Genomic DNA, 16508 nt, shown 5'->3' on the forward strand with positions numbered 1-16508 from the left:
TTCACTACCTTTCATTGACTGTTTGTACAATCATATCAAGTAAATTTTTCAATCTTTCTTCTTGATGATCTAAATATAAAAATCCAATGACTGCTTCTAACCCAGAACTTTTACGGTAAGTTTGAATATCTGTATTTTTAGCCTTAGTGTGACTTTTAGCATTGCGACCTCTTTTAACAATGTCTCGTTCTTCATCAGTGAACCAATTCATTTCAAACAATGTTTCTAAAGTTTGTGCCTGACTTTTAGCAGACACATAACTTTTCGAAACTTGATGTAATCGATTGGGCTTACTTTGTAATTTAAGAACAATATATTCACGCACGTGCTGGTCCAATACTGCGTCACCCATGTAGGCTAATGTTAATGGATTTAATAATTTAATATCCATACTATCCACGTTTAAAGCGTACACCTTGTGGCGTATCTTCTAGTATAATATTTTGTTCTTTAAGCATATCTCTAATTTCATCTGCACGTGCAAAGTCTTTATTTTTACGCGCTTCATTACGTTCTTCGATGAGTTTTTCAATATCTTCATCAAGTAACATATCTGATTCATTACCTTTAAGTGGCACACCGAGCACATCACTGAATATTTGATAAACTTCTTTAAGTCTTGAAATGACTTGCGTAGATGTATTGTTTTCTAAAACGTATTTATTCGCAAGTTTAGACAAATCATACCAAGCAGTAACTGCGTTGGCAGTATTGAAATCATCATCCATAACAGTCTCAAATTGTTCTAAAATAGCATCGATTTGATCAATATAATTAGATTGGTCAACAATATCTGTCGCAATCGTTTCACGTTCTTCTATCAATTGATAACTATTTCGGATACGCTCTAAACCACTCTTAGCTGCATTAACCAGTTCTAAATTATAATTAATAGGACTTCTATAATGTACGCTAATCATAAAGAATCGTAATACATCAGGATCTACTTCTTTAATAATGTCATGCACTAAAATAAAGTTACCTAATGATTTACTCATTTTTTCGTTATCAATATTTATAAAGCCGTTATGCATCCAGTAATTTGCAAATGGCGCGTGATTATGTGCTTCTGATTGGGCAATCTCATTTTCATGATGTGGGAATTGTAAATCAGAACCACCGGCGTGAATATCAATTGTTTTACCTAATTCGTGAAACGCCATTACAGAACATTCAATATGCCAACCTGGACGTCCTTCACCAAAAGGACTTTCCCAACTAATTTCACCAGGTTTTGCTTTTTTCCATAATGTGAAATCTAGCGCATCTTCTTTTTGTTCTCCAGCTTCAATTCTTGCGCCTACTTTTAAATCATCTAATGACTGATGACTTAATTTACCGTACCCCTCAAATTGACGCGTTCTAAAATATACATCGCCATCACTCTCGTAGGCATAACCGTCGTCAACTAAATCTTTAATAAAATCAATAATCTCGTCCATATGATTCATTACACGAGGATTTGAAGTAGCTTTCTTAACATTTAATGCGCCAACATCTTCATAAAATGCTTTAATATATTTATCTGCAATATCTGGCACACTCTCATTCAATTCTTTCGAACGGTTAATTAATTTATCGTCTACATCAGTGAAATTTGAAACATAAATCACTTCATACCCTTTATATTCGAAATATCTACGCACCACATCATAATTAATAGCTGGACGCGCATTACCAATATGAATGTAATTGTATACCGTCGGACCGCAAACATACATTTTCACCTTACCTGGTTCAATCGGTTCAAATGTCTCTTTTTGACGTGTCAAAGTATTATATAATGTAATCATCTTTAATCTCTCCGTTCTTAGCTTTTTCTAGTTGTTTTTCTAGTTGCTTAATTTGTTCAAATAATGGGTCAGGTAAATTACGATGATCAAATGTTTTACCAATACGTTTACCTTCTTGTTTAACAATATGTCCTGGAATACCGACGACAGTCGTATAACTTGGAACTGATTGTAATACTACTGAATTCGCACCAATATTTACATTTGAATCAATTTGAATATTACCTAGCACTTTTGATCCCGCTGCGATTAATACGTTATCGCCAATATCAGGATGACGTTTTCCTTTTTCTTTACCTGTACCACCTAGTGTGACACCTTGATAAATAGTTACATTATCACCAATTGTACAAGTTTCACCAATGACAACGCCCATACCATGGTCTATGAATAAGCGTTTGCCAATTTTAGCACCTGGATGTATTTCAATCCCTGTAAAGAAACGTGATACTTGAGATATGATTCTCGCAAGTACATAACGTTTTTTATTATATAGTTTATGCGCAATTAGATGACTCCATACTGCATGTAATCCAGCATAAGTTGTAATCACCTCAAATGTTGTACGCGCTGCTGGGTCTTGTTCAAACACCATTTTCACATCGTCTCTAATTCTTTTTATCAAGACTGTCGCCCCCTCAGTTTTTTAAAAAGTTAAAAATTTATCAAAATCAATATACACACTACTGATATACATAATAGATAAACAAAATAGCACCCCTAACACTAAGATGCTAGAGGCGCTACTGCACGGTTCCACTCTGTATTCTAGATAAAATTAAGCTAGTACTTCACCCTACCTATAGGTGATAAAGTTAACTTTATCATACTCATTGACTTTATTTAGTTGATCAAACAAAGGTGCATTCAATATCGTCTATGGTGTACTCGCAGCGACCGTACACTCTCTGAAATCATAGTCTAATATTTACTAATCCTTTGCGCTTGTAATATCAACATTAACATGACTTTACCATGTTTAACTTTATCTTATTTGCTTTAATGTAAAATTTCAAGTGTTAGCTAAATGAAAAGTTCATCTTGTTCACGTATATGCTTTACACCATTTACACGTATTTTTTTAATCGTGATAATACTTTGTCTTTACCTAGTACTTCAATAGTATTTGGTAATTCAGGACCATGCATTTGACCTGTTACGGCAACACGAATTGGCATGAATAATTGTTTACCTTTAATACCTGTTTCTTTTTGTACTTCTTTAATTGTCTTTTTGATGTCACCCGCTTCAAATGGTTCTAAAGCTTCTAATTTACCATATAGATGTGACATTAATTCTGGTACTTGTTCCCCATTAATAACCTCTTGCTCTTCTTCACCTAATTCAGGCATTTCATGGAAGAACATTTCAGATAACGGTACAATTTCGCCTGCATAACTCATTTCTTTTTGGTAAAGTGCAACTAATTTGCGACCCCATTCTCTATCAGCTTCACTTGGAGATTCTGGGATTAAATTAGCTTTGATAAGATGCGGTAATGCAAGTTCAAATACAGTATCCGTATCTTTCGTTTTCATATATTGGTTATTAACCCAAGCTAATTTTTGTCTATCGAACATTGCTGGTGATTTAGAAAGACGTTTCTCATCAAAGATCTTAATAAATTCTTCTTTAGAATAGATTTCTTCTTCGCCTTCTGGAGACCAACCTAATAATGTAATAAAGTTAAATAATGCTTCTGGTAAGTAACCTAAGTCACGATATTGCTCGATAAATTGTAAAATTTGACCATCACGTTTACTTAGTTTTTTGCGTTCTTCATTAACAATTAATGACATATGACCAAAACGTGGTGGTTCCCAACCAAACGCTTCATAAATCATAAGTTGTTTAGGTGTGTTAGAAACATGGTCATCCCCACGAATAACATCAGAAATTTCCATATAGTGATCATCGATGGCTACAGCAAAATTATACGTAGGTATGCCGTCTTTTTTAACGATAACCCAATCTCCTATGTTATTTGAATCGAATGAAATTTCACCTTTCACCATGTCATTAAACGTATACGTTTGATCTTGAGGCACACGGAATCTAATTGATGGGCGACGTCCTTCAGCTTCAAATTGTTGACGTTCCTCTTCAGTTAAATGTGCGTGTTGGCCACCATAACGTGGCATTTCACCACGTGCAATTTGTTCTTCACGTTCTTTTTCAAGTTCTTCTTCAGTCATATAACATTTATAAGCTTTATCTTCATCCAATAATTGCTGGATAAGTGGATTATAGATGTCACCGCGTTCAGATTGACGATAAGGACCATAACCTTTATCTTTATCGATAGATTCATCCCAATCTAAACCTAACCATTTCAAGTTATCAAATTGAGATGACTCACCATCTTCAAGATTACGTTTACTATCTGTATCTTCAATACGCACTACGAAATCACCATCGTAATGTTTAGCAAATAAATAGTTAAATAATGCAGTTCTTGCATTACCAATGTGTAAATATCCAGTTGGACTTGGCGCATATCTCACTCTAATGCGTTCACTCATCGTATTCACTCCTATAATTATTAATTCTGTTTTACCATCGAATTCATACGCTTTATCTAATATAGGTGACGCGCTCTGTAATTTAACCGAGCAGTCATACACCATTCAGAAACATCTTCAAACCATTAGAAAAAAGTTATTCCAAACTATCATTTTAGACGTGTTTCCGAATAACTTTCCACTTTACATTCATCTTAGATAAAAGTTCGCATTTCTTCATTATTGTAGCATTAAATCAATACTTTGATAAGTCACATGTTTCCACTTACCACACTTAGTTGCACATTCACTCACATTACATAAATAGGTTTCATGCTTTGCTATTTGAAAAGCGTACGCTCAACATTTAGCGTTTCACATGAAACCTAGTCATTTACACATATTTTATTGTCATCATCAAACCTATTCTATGAATCATGATTCCGAATCGTCAACTTTTTTAGCGAAAATAATACGACCTGATGATGTTTGCAATAAACTGATGACCTCTAAGTCTACATGCTTACCAACAAGTGGTTTCGCATTATCAACCACTACCATTGTACCGTCATCTAAATAGCCAACACCTTGACCAGGTTCTTTACCCATTTTAGTCAATAGAATATTAATGCGATCGCCTTGATGTACATTTGGTTTAATTGCTTCAGACAAGTCATTCACATTCAACGCTTTAATTCCTTGAACGTGACATACTTTATTTAAATTAAAATCGGTAGTAATCACATGCGCATGATATTTCTGTGCTAATTTCACTAATAGTTCATCGATATCACTGTGAGACTTTTGTGGATGTATCACACGTGTCGGATAATCTAAATCATATAATTCATTTAATATATCTAATCCACGTTGCCCTTTTTCACGCTTCACGCTATCATTCGCATCAGCAACGACTTGAAGTTCATTAATGACACCTTGCGGAATAAGTATTTCGCCATCGATAAAACCACATCGAATGACATCTAAGATACGACCATCGATAATTGCGCTTGTATCTAATAGTTTAGGTACGGCACTAATATTACTTTTAGACATAGAACGCGCCATGTTTTCCGGCAAGAACATGAGCATTTCGTCACGCTTCTTCAAACCAAATTGGAAGCCTAAATAACATAGCAATAAAGTAATAATAAGTGGTATAAGATGATTCAGTATCGTATTTCCAATCATTTCTAGAATAAACGAGGCCATTACTGAAATAAATAGGCCAATGATAAGTCCGAGTGTTGCAAATAAAATTTCAACTGCGCTACGTTGCATAATCCAATGTTCAACGGCTTTGAAAGTTCTTGTTACTTTATTAATAAAGAAGCCAAAAATCAAGAAAAATACTACGATACCTATTAAGCCGTCAATATAATAATTATTTAAAAATGGATAACCATTAATATTAAAATCTTTGAGTATTTCAGGTATTAGCAAAATACCAAGTGCCATACCTAAGATAATATATATAATGATTACAATGCCTTTTAATACTTTCAAAAGTCTCACCTCTTTTTCAGCTTATGTTACGCTTTAAAAGCATATTTAAGCGCCTCATGTACAGTAGAGACGCCTACTACTTTAATACCTTCAGGGAATTGCCATCCACCAATATTAGTTTGTGGAATAACAACTCGTTCAAACCCTAATTTAGCCGCTTCTTGAACACGTTGCTCAATTCGAGAAACACGTCTCACTTCACCAGTCAAACCTACTTCTCCAATATAACAATCCAGTCCATCCACTGCCTTATCTTTGAAACTTGAAGCTGTCGCTACAATAACGCTTAAATCAACTGCTGGTTCTGTTAATCGAACACCACCTGCCACTTTAATATAAGCATCCTGTTGTTGTAATAAATAATTTTCCTTTTTCTCTAATACTGCCATTAATAAACTCAAACGATTATGATCAATTCCTGTAGCCATACGTCTAGGGTTATTAAATGTGGTAGGTGTCACTAACGCTTGAACTTCTATTAGCAATGGTCGCGTACCTTCCATCGTTGCTACAATTGTTGATCCAGGTACATTAGTAGACCGCTCTTCCAAGAACATTTCTGACGGATTATGTACCCCTTTCAATCCGCTTTGTTTCATTTCAAATATGCCCATTTCATTAGTAGAACCAAAACGGTTCTTAACTGCTCTCAAGATACGATAAGCATGATGCTCATCTCCTTCAAAGTACAACACAGTATCAACCATATGTTCTAATAAACGTGGTCCTGCAATTTGACCTTCTTTGGTTACATGACCAACGATAAATGTGGCGATATTCATTTGTTTGGCAATATTCATCAAACTCTGCGTACTTTCTCGAACTTGAGATACAGAGCCAGGTGCCGAACTAATCTCTGGATGATATATGGTTTGGATCGAATCGACCACTAAAATATCTGGCTGTGCTTGTTGAACCGTTTGATATATCACTTCTAAATCCGTTTCTGCCAGCACGTTTAAATTACTAGAATCTTCATCTAAACGATCAGCTCGTAATTTAGTTTGATTAAGTGATTCTTCACCCGTAATATACAGTACATTTAATTTTTGTGATAGTGATGCACAAATTTGTAGTAATAGTGTTGATTTCCCAATACCAGGATCTCCACCTATTAACACTAAAGAACCACTTACAATACCACCACCTAAAACGCGGTTAAATTCCTTTGATTCTGTCTGAACTCTTGGCGTCACTTCATTCTTAATATCATTTAATTTCTGGACCTTTGCGCTAGATGTTGATGTCTTAACGCCGTGTTTGGGATTTGAAGCTTTTTCAACAATTTCCTCCATTTGATTCCATGAACCACAATTAGGACATTTTCCCATCCATTTTGGAGATTGATAGCCACAAGCCATACACTCAAAAATCACTTTCTTTTTGGCCAAAATTGCACCTCCGATTTTTCTTTGAACAAATCTATTTTATATGTAACGTTGCACAATGACAAATGTAAACTTAAGCATTTTATATAAATATATTGATATTTATTGTTCGAAATGACGTATATAGATAATCATTTTATTTCAGTTGAAATCATTACATTATATTTCAAAAAGTAATAGGAGTGGAACAGAATCCATTAAGAATTCATGTCCCACTCCCAGATAAATGACGAGTGCTAAGAAACGCACTATATAAATATTATCTCATCTTCATTAGTTAGCACGTACTTTGCGTTATAACCCTATACTATTTTTATCCTAAAAACAGCTAGGCCTAACGTTCATTTTATTAAATTATGCTTCTGTTTCAGTTACGTCACTATCTTCGTCTGAATCTGAAACATTATTATTTTTTTCATTGATATTATATTTAAATTCATCGCCATCATGATCAATCACGACTTCTTTACCTTCGATTTGGTTGCCATCTAAAATTAATTCACTTAAGTTATCTTCAACTGTTTTTTGAATAGCTCTGATTAATGGACGTGCACCATACTCTGGATCATAACCTTCTTCCGCAATTTTTTCTTTCGCTTTGTCGGTTACTACAATATTAATATCTTGTTCAGAAAGACGTTGTGTTAATTTATTAACCATCATTGTAACAATTTCTTTCAATTCATCTTTAGAAAGTTTATAGAATACGATAATGTCGTCTACACGGTTTAAGAATTCTGGACGGAATGAATTTTTTAATTCTTTCAACATTGTCTTGCGAATCGTTTCATAGTCATGACCGTCAGAGCCACCACCGAAACCTGCAAAGCGTTGATCTTGTAATTCTTGTGCACCAACATTTGATGTCATAATAATCACAGTATTACGGAAATCAACTTGACGTCCTTTAGTATCCGTTAGATGACCATCATCTAGCACTTGTAATAAGATGTTAAACACATCTGGATGTGCCTTTTCAATTTCATCAAATAAAATAACTGAATAAGGTTTACGTCTAACTTTTTCAGTTAATTGGCCACCCTCATCATGACCTACGTAGCCAGGAGGCGCTCCAACTAAACGGCTCACTGCATGTTTTTCCATAAACTCACTCATATCAACACGAATCATTGCATCTTCTTCGCCAAACATTGATTCTGCTAACGCTCTAGCTAGTTCCGTCTTACCTACACCAGTTGGTCCTAAGAAGATAAAGCTACCGATTGGACGTTTAGGGTCTTTCAATCCTGCACGTGCGCGACGTACTGCTTTACTTATAGATGTTACAGCGTCATTTTGACCAATCACTCTATCATGTAATGTTTGTTCAAGATTCAATAATCGGTCTGACTCTGTTTCATTGATTTTTGTAAGTGGTATGCCTGTCCAGCCTGCAATCACTTCGCCAATATCTTCTTTAGATAGTGATGTAGATTTATCACCTTGCGTTGTTTGCCATTCATTTTTAGCATCTTCATATTGTTTTTCAAGTCTCGTTTGTTTATCACGTAAATTAGCCGCATTTTCGAATTCTTGAGCGTGAACTGCAGCGTCTTTTTCATTTTTTACTTTTTCAATTTCTTGCTCAATTTCTTTCAAGTTGTTAGGTGTTGTATGACTTTTCAGTCTTACTTTGGAACTTGCTTCGTCAATTAAATCAATTGCTTTGTCAGGCAAGAAACGATCAGATATATAGCGATCACTTAATTTAGCAGCCGCTTCAAGTGCTTCATCAGAAATATTAATACGATGATGCGCTTCATAACGATCTCGTAATCCTTTTAAAATTGCGATTGTATCTTCAACAGAAGGTTCATCAACTTGAATGGGTTGGAAACGACGTTCTAACGCTGCATCTTTCTCGATGTTTTTACGGTATTCATCTAATGTTGTAGCACCAATACATTGTAATTCACCACGAGCTAATGCTGGTTTTAATATATTTGATGCATCAATTGCGCCTTCTGCACCTCCAGCACCAACTAATGTGTGCAATTCATCAATAAATAGAATAACGTTACCAGCTTGATGGATTTCTTCCATTACTTTTTTCAAACGTTCTTCAAATTCACCACGATATTTAGTACCTGCTACAACTGTTCCCATATCAAGTGACATGACACGTTTATCTTTTAATGTTTCAGGCACTTCATTATTAACAATCGCCTGTGCAAGACCTTCTGCAATTGCAGTTTTACCTACCCCAGGTTCGCCAATTAGTACTGGGTTATTTTTAGTACGACGACTCAATACTTCAATCACACGCGTAATTTCTTTGTCTCTACCCACAACAGGATCTAGTGTTCCATCTTTGGCAATCACAGTTAAATCACGTGCTAATCCATCTAATGTAGGTGTATTATTTGATTTATTTGCTGTAGCGTTTTTATTGCTCATTTCAGGACTTCCTAATGCTTTAACCACTTGAGCACGCGCTTTTGTAATATTTAAATCTAGATTAGCAAACACACGCGCAGCTACGCCCTCATTTTCACGAATTAAACCTAGTAAAATATGTTCTGTACCTACAAAGTTATGATGTAACTTTCTAGCTTCGTCCATTGAAAGTTCAATTACCTTCTTGGCTCTAGGTGTATAATGCAATGTTCCTGTTTGATCTTGTCCATGGCCGATTAATTTCTCAACCTCTTCAATCACTTTATCTTCGGTAATATTGAAACTCTCTAATACTTTAGCGGCTATACCTTCTGGCTCTTTCATTAAGCCAAGTAGTAAGTGTTCTGTACCTATATTAGAATGATTTAAACGTATAGCTTCTTCTTGCGCATGTGCTAAGACACGTTGTGCACGTTCAGTTAATCTACCAAATAGCATATATTTCTGTACCTCCTATTGTGTATATTCTCTTAATATATCTGCTCTCTTCTCATTTACAGAGATTGTTTCATCTTCATCGTTATAAATAAACGCTGATTGAATACTTACCATTAATTCATTAAATTTAAAGTCTTTCAATGTTAAATACCCTAAATCGATACCTAATTTCACTTCACTTAAACGATAGGAAGCTTCTTCCATTGAAATAATTCGACTGTTCTGTAAGATACCCAACGACCGATAAACACGGTCTAACGTTTCCAATTCATTATAATGCGTTAAGCGTTCACGAATTTGCATTTCTTCATTTATAATTTGTTGAACAACTTCAGTTAAGTTATCTATAATTTCTTCTTCAGTTTTACCAAGTGTTAATTGATTTGAAATTTGATAGATATGGCCATAAACTTGCGAGCCTTCTCCATATATACCTCGAATCGTAAAACCAAAACGATTAATGGTCTGTGCAATACGATTCATACGTTTCATGATGGATAACCCTGGCAAATGTAGCATTACACTTGCTCTCATACCTGTACCAATATTGGTTGGGCATGTTGTTAAATACCCTAAATGTTCATCATAACTAATGTCTAGCGATTGATCTAACGTATCATCAATATCACTCGCTTTGTTATATAAATCATGTAATGACAAATCATTTCCCATTGCTTGTATGCGTATATGGTCTTCTTCATTAATCATAATACTGATTGATTCGTCTTCATTTAATAACACTGCTGATGCCGGTTGTTTAATAAGTTCAGGACTAATTAAATGTTTAGCAACAAGTTTCATCTTGTTTTGTTGATCCATTGTATCTAATCGCATGAGAGACAAATCAGGCAATACATCTTGCACTTCATTTATCACTCTAAAGCCATCTTGTTCTGAGGGAAACATGAGTGGATGGACGTGATTTTCTAAATTTCTAGCTAATCGGATTCTGGAAGACATCACAATTGGAGATTCTTCCGTTTGCTTCATCCATTCACTGATATGCGTATTCATATCACTCATTACGTTCCACCCCGCTCTCGTCTTTCAATGCTTTTATTTCGTCTCTAACGATAGCAGCTTCTTCAAAGTTTTGTTCATCAATTAATACATTGAGATACTTCGTTTTTTCTTCGATTTGTTTTTTGATGGCAAGTTTCTTATGAGAAGAACGAGGCGTTTTACCTACGTGCTCAAATTGCCCACCTTGCACACGTCTTACTATATCTACAATGTCATCTTTAAATGTAGCATAACAATTTGCACAACCAAATTTCCCTACATGTGCAATATCTTTTAAAGTCATGTTGCATGTTGGACATCGCTTCTCTTCTTGAAAAGCCACTTCATGAAAATTAATTCCATGCTTAGTTGCTAAATGTTGCAATATTTGTTTGACGACGAAAGCTTCTTCAATATCGTCTTGAAACTGAGAATGTGGCGATGTATTTTCATTTTGTTGCCAAGGATTTTCACCCTGCGCACATATAGAACATACCCATTTCTCAGAAGTGCCTTCTTTACTTTTTACTGTGAGTTTAACCTCTGCTTCATTTAAATGACAGTTTTCACAAAGCACACATAGACACCTCGCTTTTCTACTAATAATAATTAATGATTGGTAATACGCGTTTTAATATGTTGGCTCTAATGATATCTCGAGCAACCACGTCCATTTTTAATGTTTCACGATCTACGATTACTTGAATCATTCTTGCTTCTCTTTCACTGATGAGTCCCTTATCTAACAAACCATCTATAATATAATACGCTTGTTGTTGAGAAATAGATGGCCCAATGATTTGCAATAGGTGATTAATATACCCCGTTGCATCTTTATTTTCAATTTTAGTGATTCGGATATAACCTCCGCCACCACGTTTACTTTCTATTTCATAACCATGTTCATTTGTGAATCTAGTTTTAATAACATAATTTAGTTGAGAAGGTACACAGTCGAAACGCTGAGCAATGTTAGCTCGTTGAATTTCTACCACGTCTTCATTACTTTCTTCAAATAACTTTTTAATGTACTGTTCTATGATGTCAGACATGTTGTGCATGATTTACCACCTCTTTTGACCTTCTTTGACTATATTATATGAGCATCTTTGACCTTTTTCAACCAATTTGTTTTTTAATTTTCTAAAATAATGATGTTACATGCAAGAATTTAATGTATTATATTAATTAAGAAAAATTTAAAGGAGTAGAATTATGCATATTCTTATTGGGATTATTGGGATAATTTTCTTTTTGGCACTTGCATTTTTGTTTAGCTCTGACAGAAAAAATATTCGCTGGCAATATGTTGGTCTTTTATTAGTCATCCAACTTGTATTTGCGTTTATTTTATTAAAAACGACAGCAGGTATTACAGTTATTGGGGGCATTTCGGAAGGATTTAACTACTTATTACAAAAAGCTGCAGAAGGGGTTAACTTTGTGTTTGGCGGATTCAAATTTGTCGATCCAAAAAACCCACCATTCTTCTTTAGCGTATTACTACCAATTGTATTTATTTCAGCATTAATTGGTATCTTGCAATACACTCGAATCTTACCATGGATTATTAATGTTTTAGGATTCTTAATCTCTAAAATTAATGGTATGGGACGTTTAGAATCTTATAACGCAGTAGCTGCTGCAATCTTAGGTCAATCGGAAGTGTTTATTTCATTAAAACAACAATTACCTTACATACCTAAACAACGTTTGTACACATTGACCGCTTCAGCAATGTCGACAGTATCAGCGTCAATTATCGGTGCTTACTTCACATTGATTGAGCCTAAATACGTTGTTACAGCAGTAGTATTAAACTTATTTGGTGGTTTCATTATTGCTTCTATCATCAATCCTTATAAAGTTAATGAAGAAGACGATAAACTATTAGTAGACGAAAGCGAAACTAAAAAGCAATCATTCTTTGAAATGTTGGGAGAATACATTTTAGACGGGTTCAAAGTTGCAGTAATCGTTGGTGCGATGTTAATAGGTTATATTGCCATCATCGCATTATTAAATGGTATCGTTAGTGGTATCTTTAGCTTTGTTTCTGGTGGCGCAATTACATGGGATTTCCAAACGTTAATTGGATTTGTCTTCGCACCATTAGCATTTTTAGCTGGTGTACCATGGGAAGATGCAGTTAAATCTGGTTCAATTATGGCAACTAAATTATTATCTAATGAATTCGTTGCAATGCAATCATTAGGAAACTTAAAAGATATTTCTGAACATGCTAAAGGTGTTACATCAGTATTCTTAGTATCATTCGCTAACTTCAGTTCAATTGGTATCATTTCAGGTGCTATCAAATCACTTAACTCTGAAAAAGGTGACGTCGTAGCACGTTTTGGACTTAAATTATTATTAGGTGCAACATTGGTATCATTTATTTCAGCAGCAATCGCTGGATTCTTTATCTAATATTGAAATTAAATACCCTAGAACTTCTGACGATTAGAAGTTCTAGGGTATTTTCATAGATGGAAACACTCAAATGCGTCTCTCCATTACCTACTATTCTTTTATTTGACCATATGATCGATAAAGTATTGTGTCACTCTATAATCATCCGTTAATTCAGGATGGAATGATACACCTAAATATTTTCCTTGTTTGACTGCTACAATCTTTTCGCCCACAGAGCTTAATATTTCTACGCCCTCTTCAACACTAGCAATATGAGGTGCTCTAATAAATACACCTTCAATGTCTTCAGCTATACCTTTAATATCTAACTCTGCTTCAAAACTATCCACTTGTCTGCCAAATGAATTACGTTCAACAGTGATATTCAACTTTTTCAAATAGCCAGTTTCACCTTCGACATCTTTTGCAAGTACGATAAGGCCTGCACATGTACCAAACATTGGTAAATCAGACTGTTGTAACTTTTCTTTAAAACCATATAGATCCATTAATCTTCTTAGTGTAGTAGATTCTCCACCTGGAAGAATTAATCCATCTATTTCTTCTAATTGTTCAATCTTTTTAACTGCAATACCTTCATGACCACTAAGTTCAATATGACGAATGTGTTCACGTACGGCACCTTGCAATGCTAATACACCAATCTTCATAAATTACCAACCACGCTCTTGCATACGTTCTTCTAATGAAATTTGATTAATATCTAAACCTTTCATTGCTGTGCCTAATTCTGAAGCTAATTTACCGATAAGTTCATAATCTTGGTAATGCGTCGTAGCTTGAACAATTGCTTTAGCAAATTTCTCAGGATCTTCTGATTTAAAAATACCTGAACCAACAAATACACCATCAGCGCCTAATTCCATCATTAAAGCAGCATCTTGAGGTGTAGCAACACCACCAGCTGCAAAGTTAACAACAGGTAAGCGTCCATGATCTTTAATTTGTTTTAACACATCATATGGTGCACCTAATTCTTTAGCATAAGTCATAATTTCATCGTCATTCATAACAACTAAACGACTAACTTCTGAATTAACTTTTCTCATATGTCTTACAGCTTCAACGATGTTACCTGTACCCGGTTCACCTTTAGTACGTAACATCGCAGCACCTTCACCAATACGACGTGCAGCTTCTCCTAAGTTACGGCAACCACACACAAACGGAACAGTGAATTGATCTTTTCTTAAGTGGTATTCTTCGTCTGCAGGTGTTAATACTTCAGATTCATCAATATAATCTACACCCATAGCTTCTAATACACGTGCTTCAGTAATGTGACCGATACGTGCTTTTGCCATAACTGGAATTGAAACAGCATTCATTACTTCTTCAACAATTTTAGGATTAGCGCTACGTGCTACCCCACCAGCTGCTCTGATGTCAGATGGTACACGTTCCAAAGCCATAACGGCAACTGCGCCAGCTTCTTCAGCAATTTTAGCTTGTTCTGCATTAACAACGTCCATAATAACGCCGCCTTTTTGCATTTCAGCCATTCCTCGTTTAACTCGATCTGATCCTACGATTTTAGACATAATATTAACCCCTTTTCACATTTGATTAAATTCATTTTAAGTTATAAACTGATATTTAAAAAGGTACAATTTATTTATAAAATTAGGGGTCAGTTTAAAATGAAAAAGCAAAAATTATATATAGCATTATATGAGCAGCTGAAAAATCAAATTATCGAAGGTCAATATCAAACACAAGATAAATTTCCATCAAAGCGCCAATTAAGTGAACATTTATCACTTAGCCATACAACTATAGAGCATGCCTATCAACTACTTTTAGATGAAGGTTTTATATACTCTAAACCCCGCTCCGGCTATTATGTATCTGATATACAGTCTCTCCCTGTCATTAATGTTAATAGCCCATCTATTGAAACAGAAGCGCATCCAATTGACACTAACCAATATAAGTATGCATTTAATTTAGCAGAGATAGATGCCGAATATTTCCCTCTAAATCTATTTAGAAAATTTGCAAAGGAAGCATTTGAAGATAATGAATTAGCGCTTTTAGAAAAAGGAGACATACAAGGTGAACTAAATTTACGACAACAAATCGCACATTATCTATTTAATAGTAGAGGTGTGTCATGTCATCCAAATCAAATTATCATTGGGTCTTCTACTGAGCAATTACTTAACATGATTACTGATATTCTTAAAACATCGTCATTCATAATAGAAAAACCAAGTTATCCACCAATTAAACATGTTTTGGATAAAAACAATCACGATTATATTCAAGCAACTGTTGAGAAAGATGGAATAAACATGACTGACGTACTTAATTCTAATAATGATATTGTATATATCACACCATCTCATCAATTCCCAACTGGCTATGTCATGAACTTAAAAAAACGTACCCAACTCATTAAATGGGCTCATCAGAAACATAGTAGATATATTATTGAAGATGATTATGATTCAGAATTCAGATATTACGGTAAACCAATTCCTGCTTTACAAAGTTTAGATAAAAAAGACAAAGTAATCTATATTAGTACATTTTCAAAATCACTTTATCCGAGTTGTCGTATTGCTTATATCGTTTTGCCTCAAACATTATTACAATCTTATTTATCTATGCCTTATAAAGAGAGTAATACCGTCCCTGTTCATATCCAACAAATCATTGCGAATTTTATGTCATCTGGAAGTTTTGAACGTCATTTAAATAAAATGAGAAAAATTTATAGAGAGAAACTAAATTATATATTGCAACGATTGGAACCCTATAAGGAACAACTAAACATTGAAGGCGCATTAACAGGAATGCATTTCACACTAACAGTAAATAATGGACTTACCATGTCTCAATGCCTGCACAATGCGGAAGAACTAAAATTAAAATTAAATATCTACAACTATGATGATCAAATTGAACCACTCCCAAAGTTTATTATTGGTTTCGGTGGTATTCCCAATCATCAGCTTAAAGAGCATACTGATATTTTAATCAAAGCATTAACTTTATAATTATTTAAAAGTGGGAGAGGGACAGAATTCTTTTGAATTCGTCGT

14 protein-coding genes are annotated in these 16508 nt (G+C 34.6%); 2 read left to right on the top strand and 12 right to left on the bottom strand.

All coding sequences use genetic code 11. From position 1 onward, the window contains the following. Positions 1-4 precede the first annotated feature (4 nt). The 10 genes from HMPREF3239_RS02765 to HMPREF3239_RS02810 all read right to left on the bottom strand — a co-directional run bounded on the left by HMPREF3239_RS02765 (position 5) and on the right by HMPREF3239_RS02810 (position 12086). A complete protein-coding gene (locus HMPREF3239_RS02765) occupies positions 5-391 on the bottom strand; it encodes a Mini-ribonuclease 3 (protein ID WP_070854633.1) in 387 nt (128 codons plus the stop codon). Position 392: 1 nt separating this feature from the next. After that, positions 393-1793 carry a cysteine--tRNA ligase gene (gene cysS, locus HMPREF3239_RS02770; protein ID WP_070854634.1) on the bottom strand — a complete coding sequence of 467 codons (1401 nt, stop codon included), beginning with the start codon at positions 1791-1793 and terminating at the stop codon, positions 393-395. After that, the gene (gene cysE, locus HMPREF3239_RS02775) at positions 1777-2418 is read right to left on the bottom strand and encodes a serine O-acetyltransferase (protein WP_070854635.1); all 642 of its coding nucleotides are present in this window, start codon (positions 2416-2418) and stop codon (positions 1777-1779) included. The genes cysS and cysE overlap by 17 nt, the downstream gene beginning before the upstream one ends. Positions 2419-2860: 442 nt before the next feature. Continuing rightward, positions 2861-4315, bottom strand: a complete 1455-nt coding sequence (gene gltX / locus HMPREF3239_RS02780) for a glutamate--tRNA ligase (RefSeq protein WP_070854636.1) — start codon at positions 4313-4315, stop codon at positions 2861-2863. Positions 4316-4729: 414 nt separating this feature from the next. Continuing rightward, a complete protein-coding gene (locus HMPREF3239_RS02785) occupies positions 4730-5752 on the bottom strand; it encodes a PIN/TRAM domain-containing protein (protein ID WP_371106756.1) in 1023 nt (340 codons plus the stop codon). 74 nt (positions 5753-5826) lie between these two features. Further along, positions 5827-7191 (bottom strand): DNA repair protein RadA, encoded by a 1365-nt coding sequence (gene radA, locus HMPREF3239_RS02790; RefSeq protein WP_053031005.1) that lies wholly within the window; start codon positions 7189-7191, stop codon positions 5827-5829. Between the two features lie 351 nt (positions 7192-7542). Beyond that, positions 7543-10023 carry an ATP-dependent Clp protease ATP-binding subunit gene (locus tag HMPREF3239_RS02795; protein ID WP_070854637.1) on the bottom strand — a complete coding sequence of 827 codons (2481 nt, stop codon included), beginning with the start codon at positions 10021-10023 and terminating at the stop codon, positions 7543-7545. Positions 10024-10038: 15 nt separating this feature from the next. Then, positions 10039-11046 carry a protein arginine kinase gene (locus HMPREF3239_RS02800; protein WP_070854638.1) on the bottom strand — a complete coding sequence of 336 codons (1008 nt, stop codon included), beginning with the start codon at positions 11044-11046 and terminating at the stop codon, positions 10039-10041. Next, positions 11039-11602, bottom strand: a complete 564-nt coding sequence (locus tag HMPREF3239_RS02805; protein ID WP_053031000.1) for a UvrB/UvrC motif-containing protein — start codon at positions 11600-11602, stop codon at positions 11039-11041. Before HMPREF3239_RS02805 ends, HMPREF3239_RS02800 begins: the two co-directional genes overlap by 8 nt. A 22-nt stretch (positions 11603-11624) precedes the next feature. Further along, positions 11625-12086 (bottom strand): CtsR family transcriptional regulator, encoded by a 462-nt coding sequence (locus HMPREF3239_RS02810; RefSeq protein ID WP_053030998.1) that lies wholly within the window; start codon positions 12084-12086, stop codon positions 11625-11627. A gap of 154 nt (positions 12087-12240) precedes the next feature. Between HMPREF3239_RS02810 and HMPREF3239_RS02815 the strand changes: the two genes are divergently transcribed. Beyond that, complete coding sequence (locus tag HMPREF3239_RS02815) at positions 12241-13455, top strand: NupC/NupG family nucleoside CNT transporter (RefSeq protein ID WP_053030996.1); 1215 nt, start codon at positions 12241-12243, stop codon at positions 13453-13455. Positions 13456-13556: 101 nt separating this feature from the next. On the opposite strand, the gene pdxT is transcribed toward HMPREF3239_RS02815, so the two are convergent. Both pdxT and pdxS read right to left on the bottom strand, forming a co-directional pair. After that, on the bottom strand, positions 13557-14111 hold the full coding sequence (gene pdxT / locus HMPREF3239_RS02820; protein WP_070854639.1) for a pyridoxal 5'-phosphate synthase glutaminase subunit PdxT: 555 nt from the start codon (positions 14109-14111) through the stop codon (positions 13557-13559). 3 nt (positions 14112-14114) lie between these two features. Further along, positions 14115-15002 (bottom strand): pyridoxal 5'-phosphate synthase lyase subunit PdxS, encoded by an 888-nt coding sequence (gene pdxS / locus HMPREF3239_RS02825; protein WP_070854640.1) that lies wholly within the window; start codon positions 15000-15002, stop codon positions 14115-14117. Between the two features lie 99 nt (positions 15003-15101). On the opposite strand from pdxS, the gene HMPREF3239_RS02830 reads away from it, so the two are divergent. Beyond that, positions 15102-16463, top strand: a complete 1362-nt coding sequence (locus HMPREF3239_RS02830) for a MocR-like pyridoxine biosynthesis transcription factor PdxR (protein WP_070854641.1) — start codon at positions 15102-15104, stop codon at positions 16461-16463. Positions 16464-16508 lie beyond the last annotated feature (45 nt).

It is taken from the genome of Staphylococcus sp. HMSC34C02 (assembly GCF_001838705.1).
Classification (GTDB): Bacteria; Bacillota; Bacilli; order Staphylococcales; family Staphylococcaceae; genus Staphylococcus; species Staphylococcus borealis.

What these genes read in the sequence shown, in the direction of transcription:
- HMPREF3239_RS02765 (WP_070854633.1), bottom strand. Translation starts at nt 391, where the DNA reads ATGGATATTAAATTATTAAATCCATTAACATTAGCCTACATGGGTGAC.
- cysS (WP_070854634.1), bottom strand. Translation starts at nt 1,793, where the DNA reads ATGATTACATTATATAATACTTTGACACGTCAAAAAGAGACATTTGAA.
- gltX (WP_070854636.1), bottom strand. Translation starts at nt 4,315, where the DNA reads ATGAGTGAACGCATTAGAGTGAGATATGCGCCAAGTCCAACTGGATAT.
- HMPREF3239_RS02785 (WP_371106756.1), bottom strand. Translation starts at nt 5,752, where the DNA reads ATGGCACTTGGTATTTTGCTAATACCTGAAATACTCAAAGATTTTAAT.
- HMPREF3239_RS02795 (WP_070854637.1), bottom strand. Translation starts at nt 10,023, where the DNA reads ATGCTATTTGGTAGATTAACTGAACGTGCACAACGTGTCTTAGCACAT.
- HMPREF3239_RS02800 (WP_070854638.1), bottom strand. Translation starts at nt 11,046, where the DNA reads ATGAGTGATATGAATACGCATATCAGTGAATGGATGAAGCAAACGGAA.
- HMPREF3239_RS02810 (WP_053030998.1), bottom strand. Translation starts at nt 12,086, where the DNA reads ATGCACAACATGTCTGACATCATAGAACAGTACATTAAAAAGTTATTT.
- HMPREF3239_RS02815 (WP_053030996.1), top strand. Translation starts at nt 12,241, where the DNA reads ATGCATATTCTTATTGGGATTATTGGGATAATTTTCTTTTTGGCACTT.
- pdxT (WP_070854639.1), bottom strand. Translation starts at nt 14,111, where the DNA reads ATGAAGATTGGTGTATTAGCATTGCAAGGTGCCGTACGTGAACACATT.
- pdxS (WP_070854640.1), bottom strand. Translation starts at nt 15,002, where the DNA reads ATGTCTAAAATCGTAGGATCAGATCGAGTTAAACGAGGAATGGCTGAA.
- HMPREF3239_RS02830 (WP_070854641.1), top strand. Translation starts at nt 15,102, where the DNA reads ATGAAAAAGCAAAAATTATATATAGCATTATATGAGCAGCTGAAAAAT.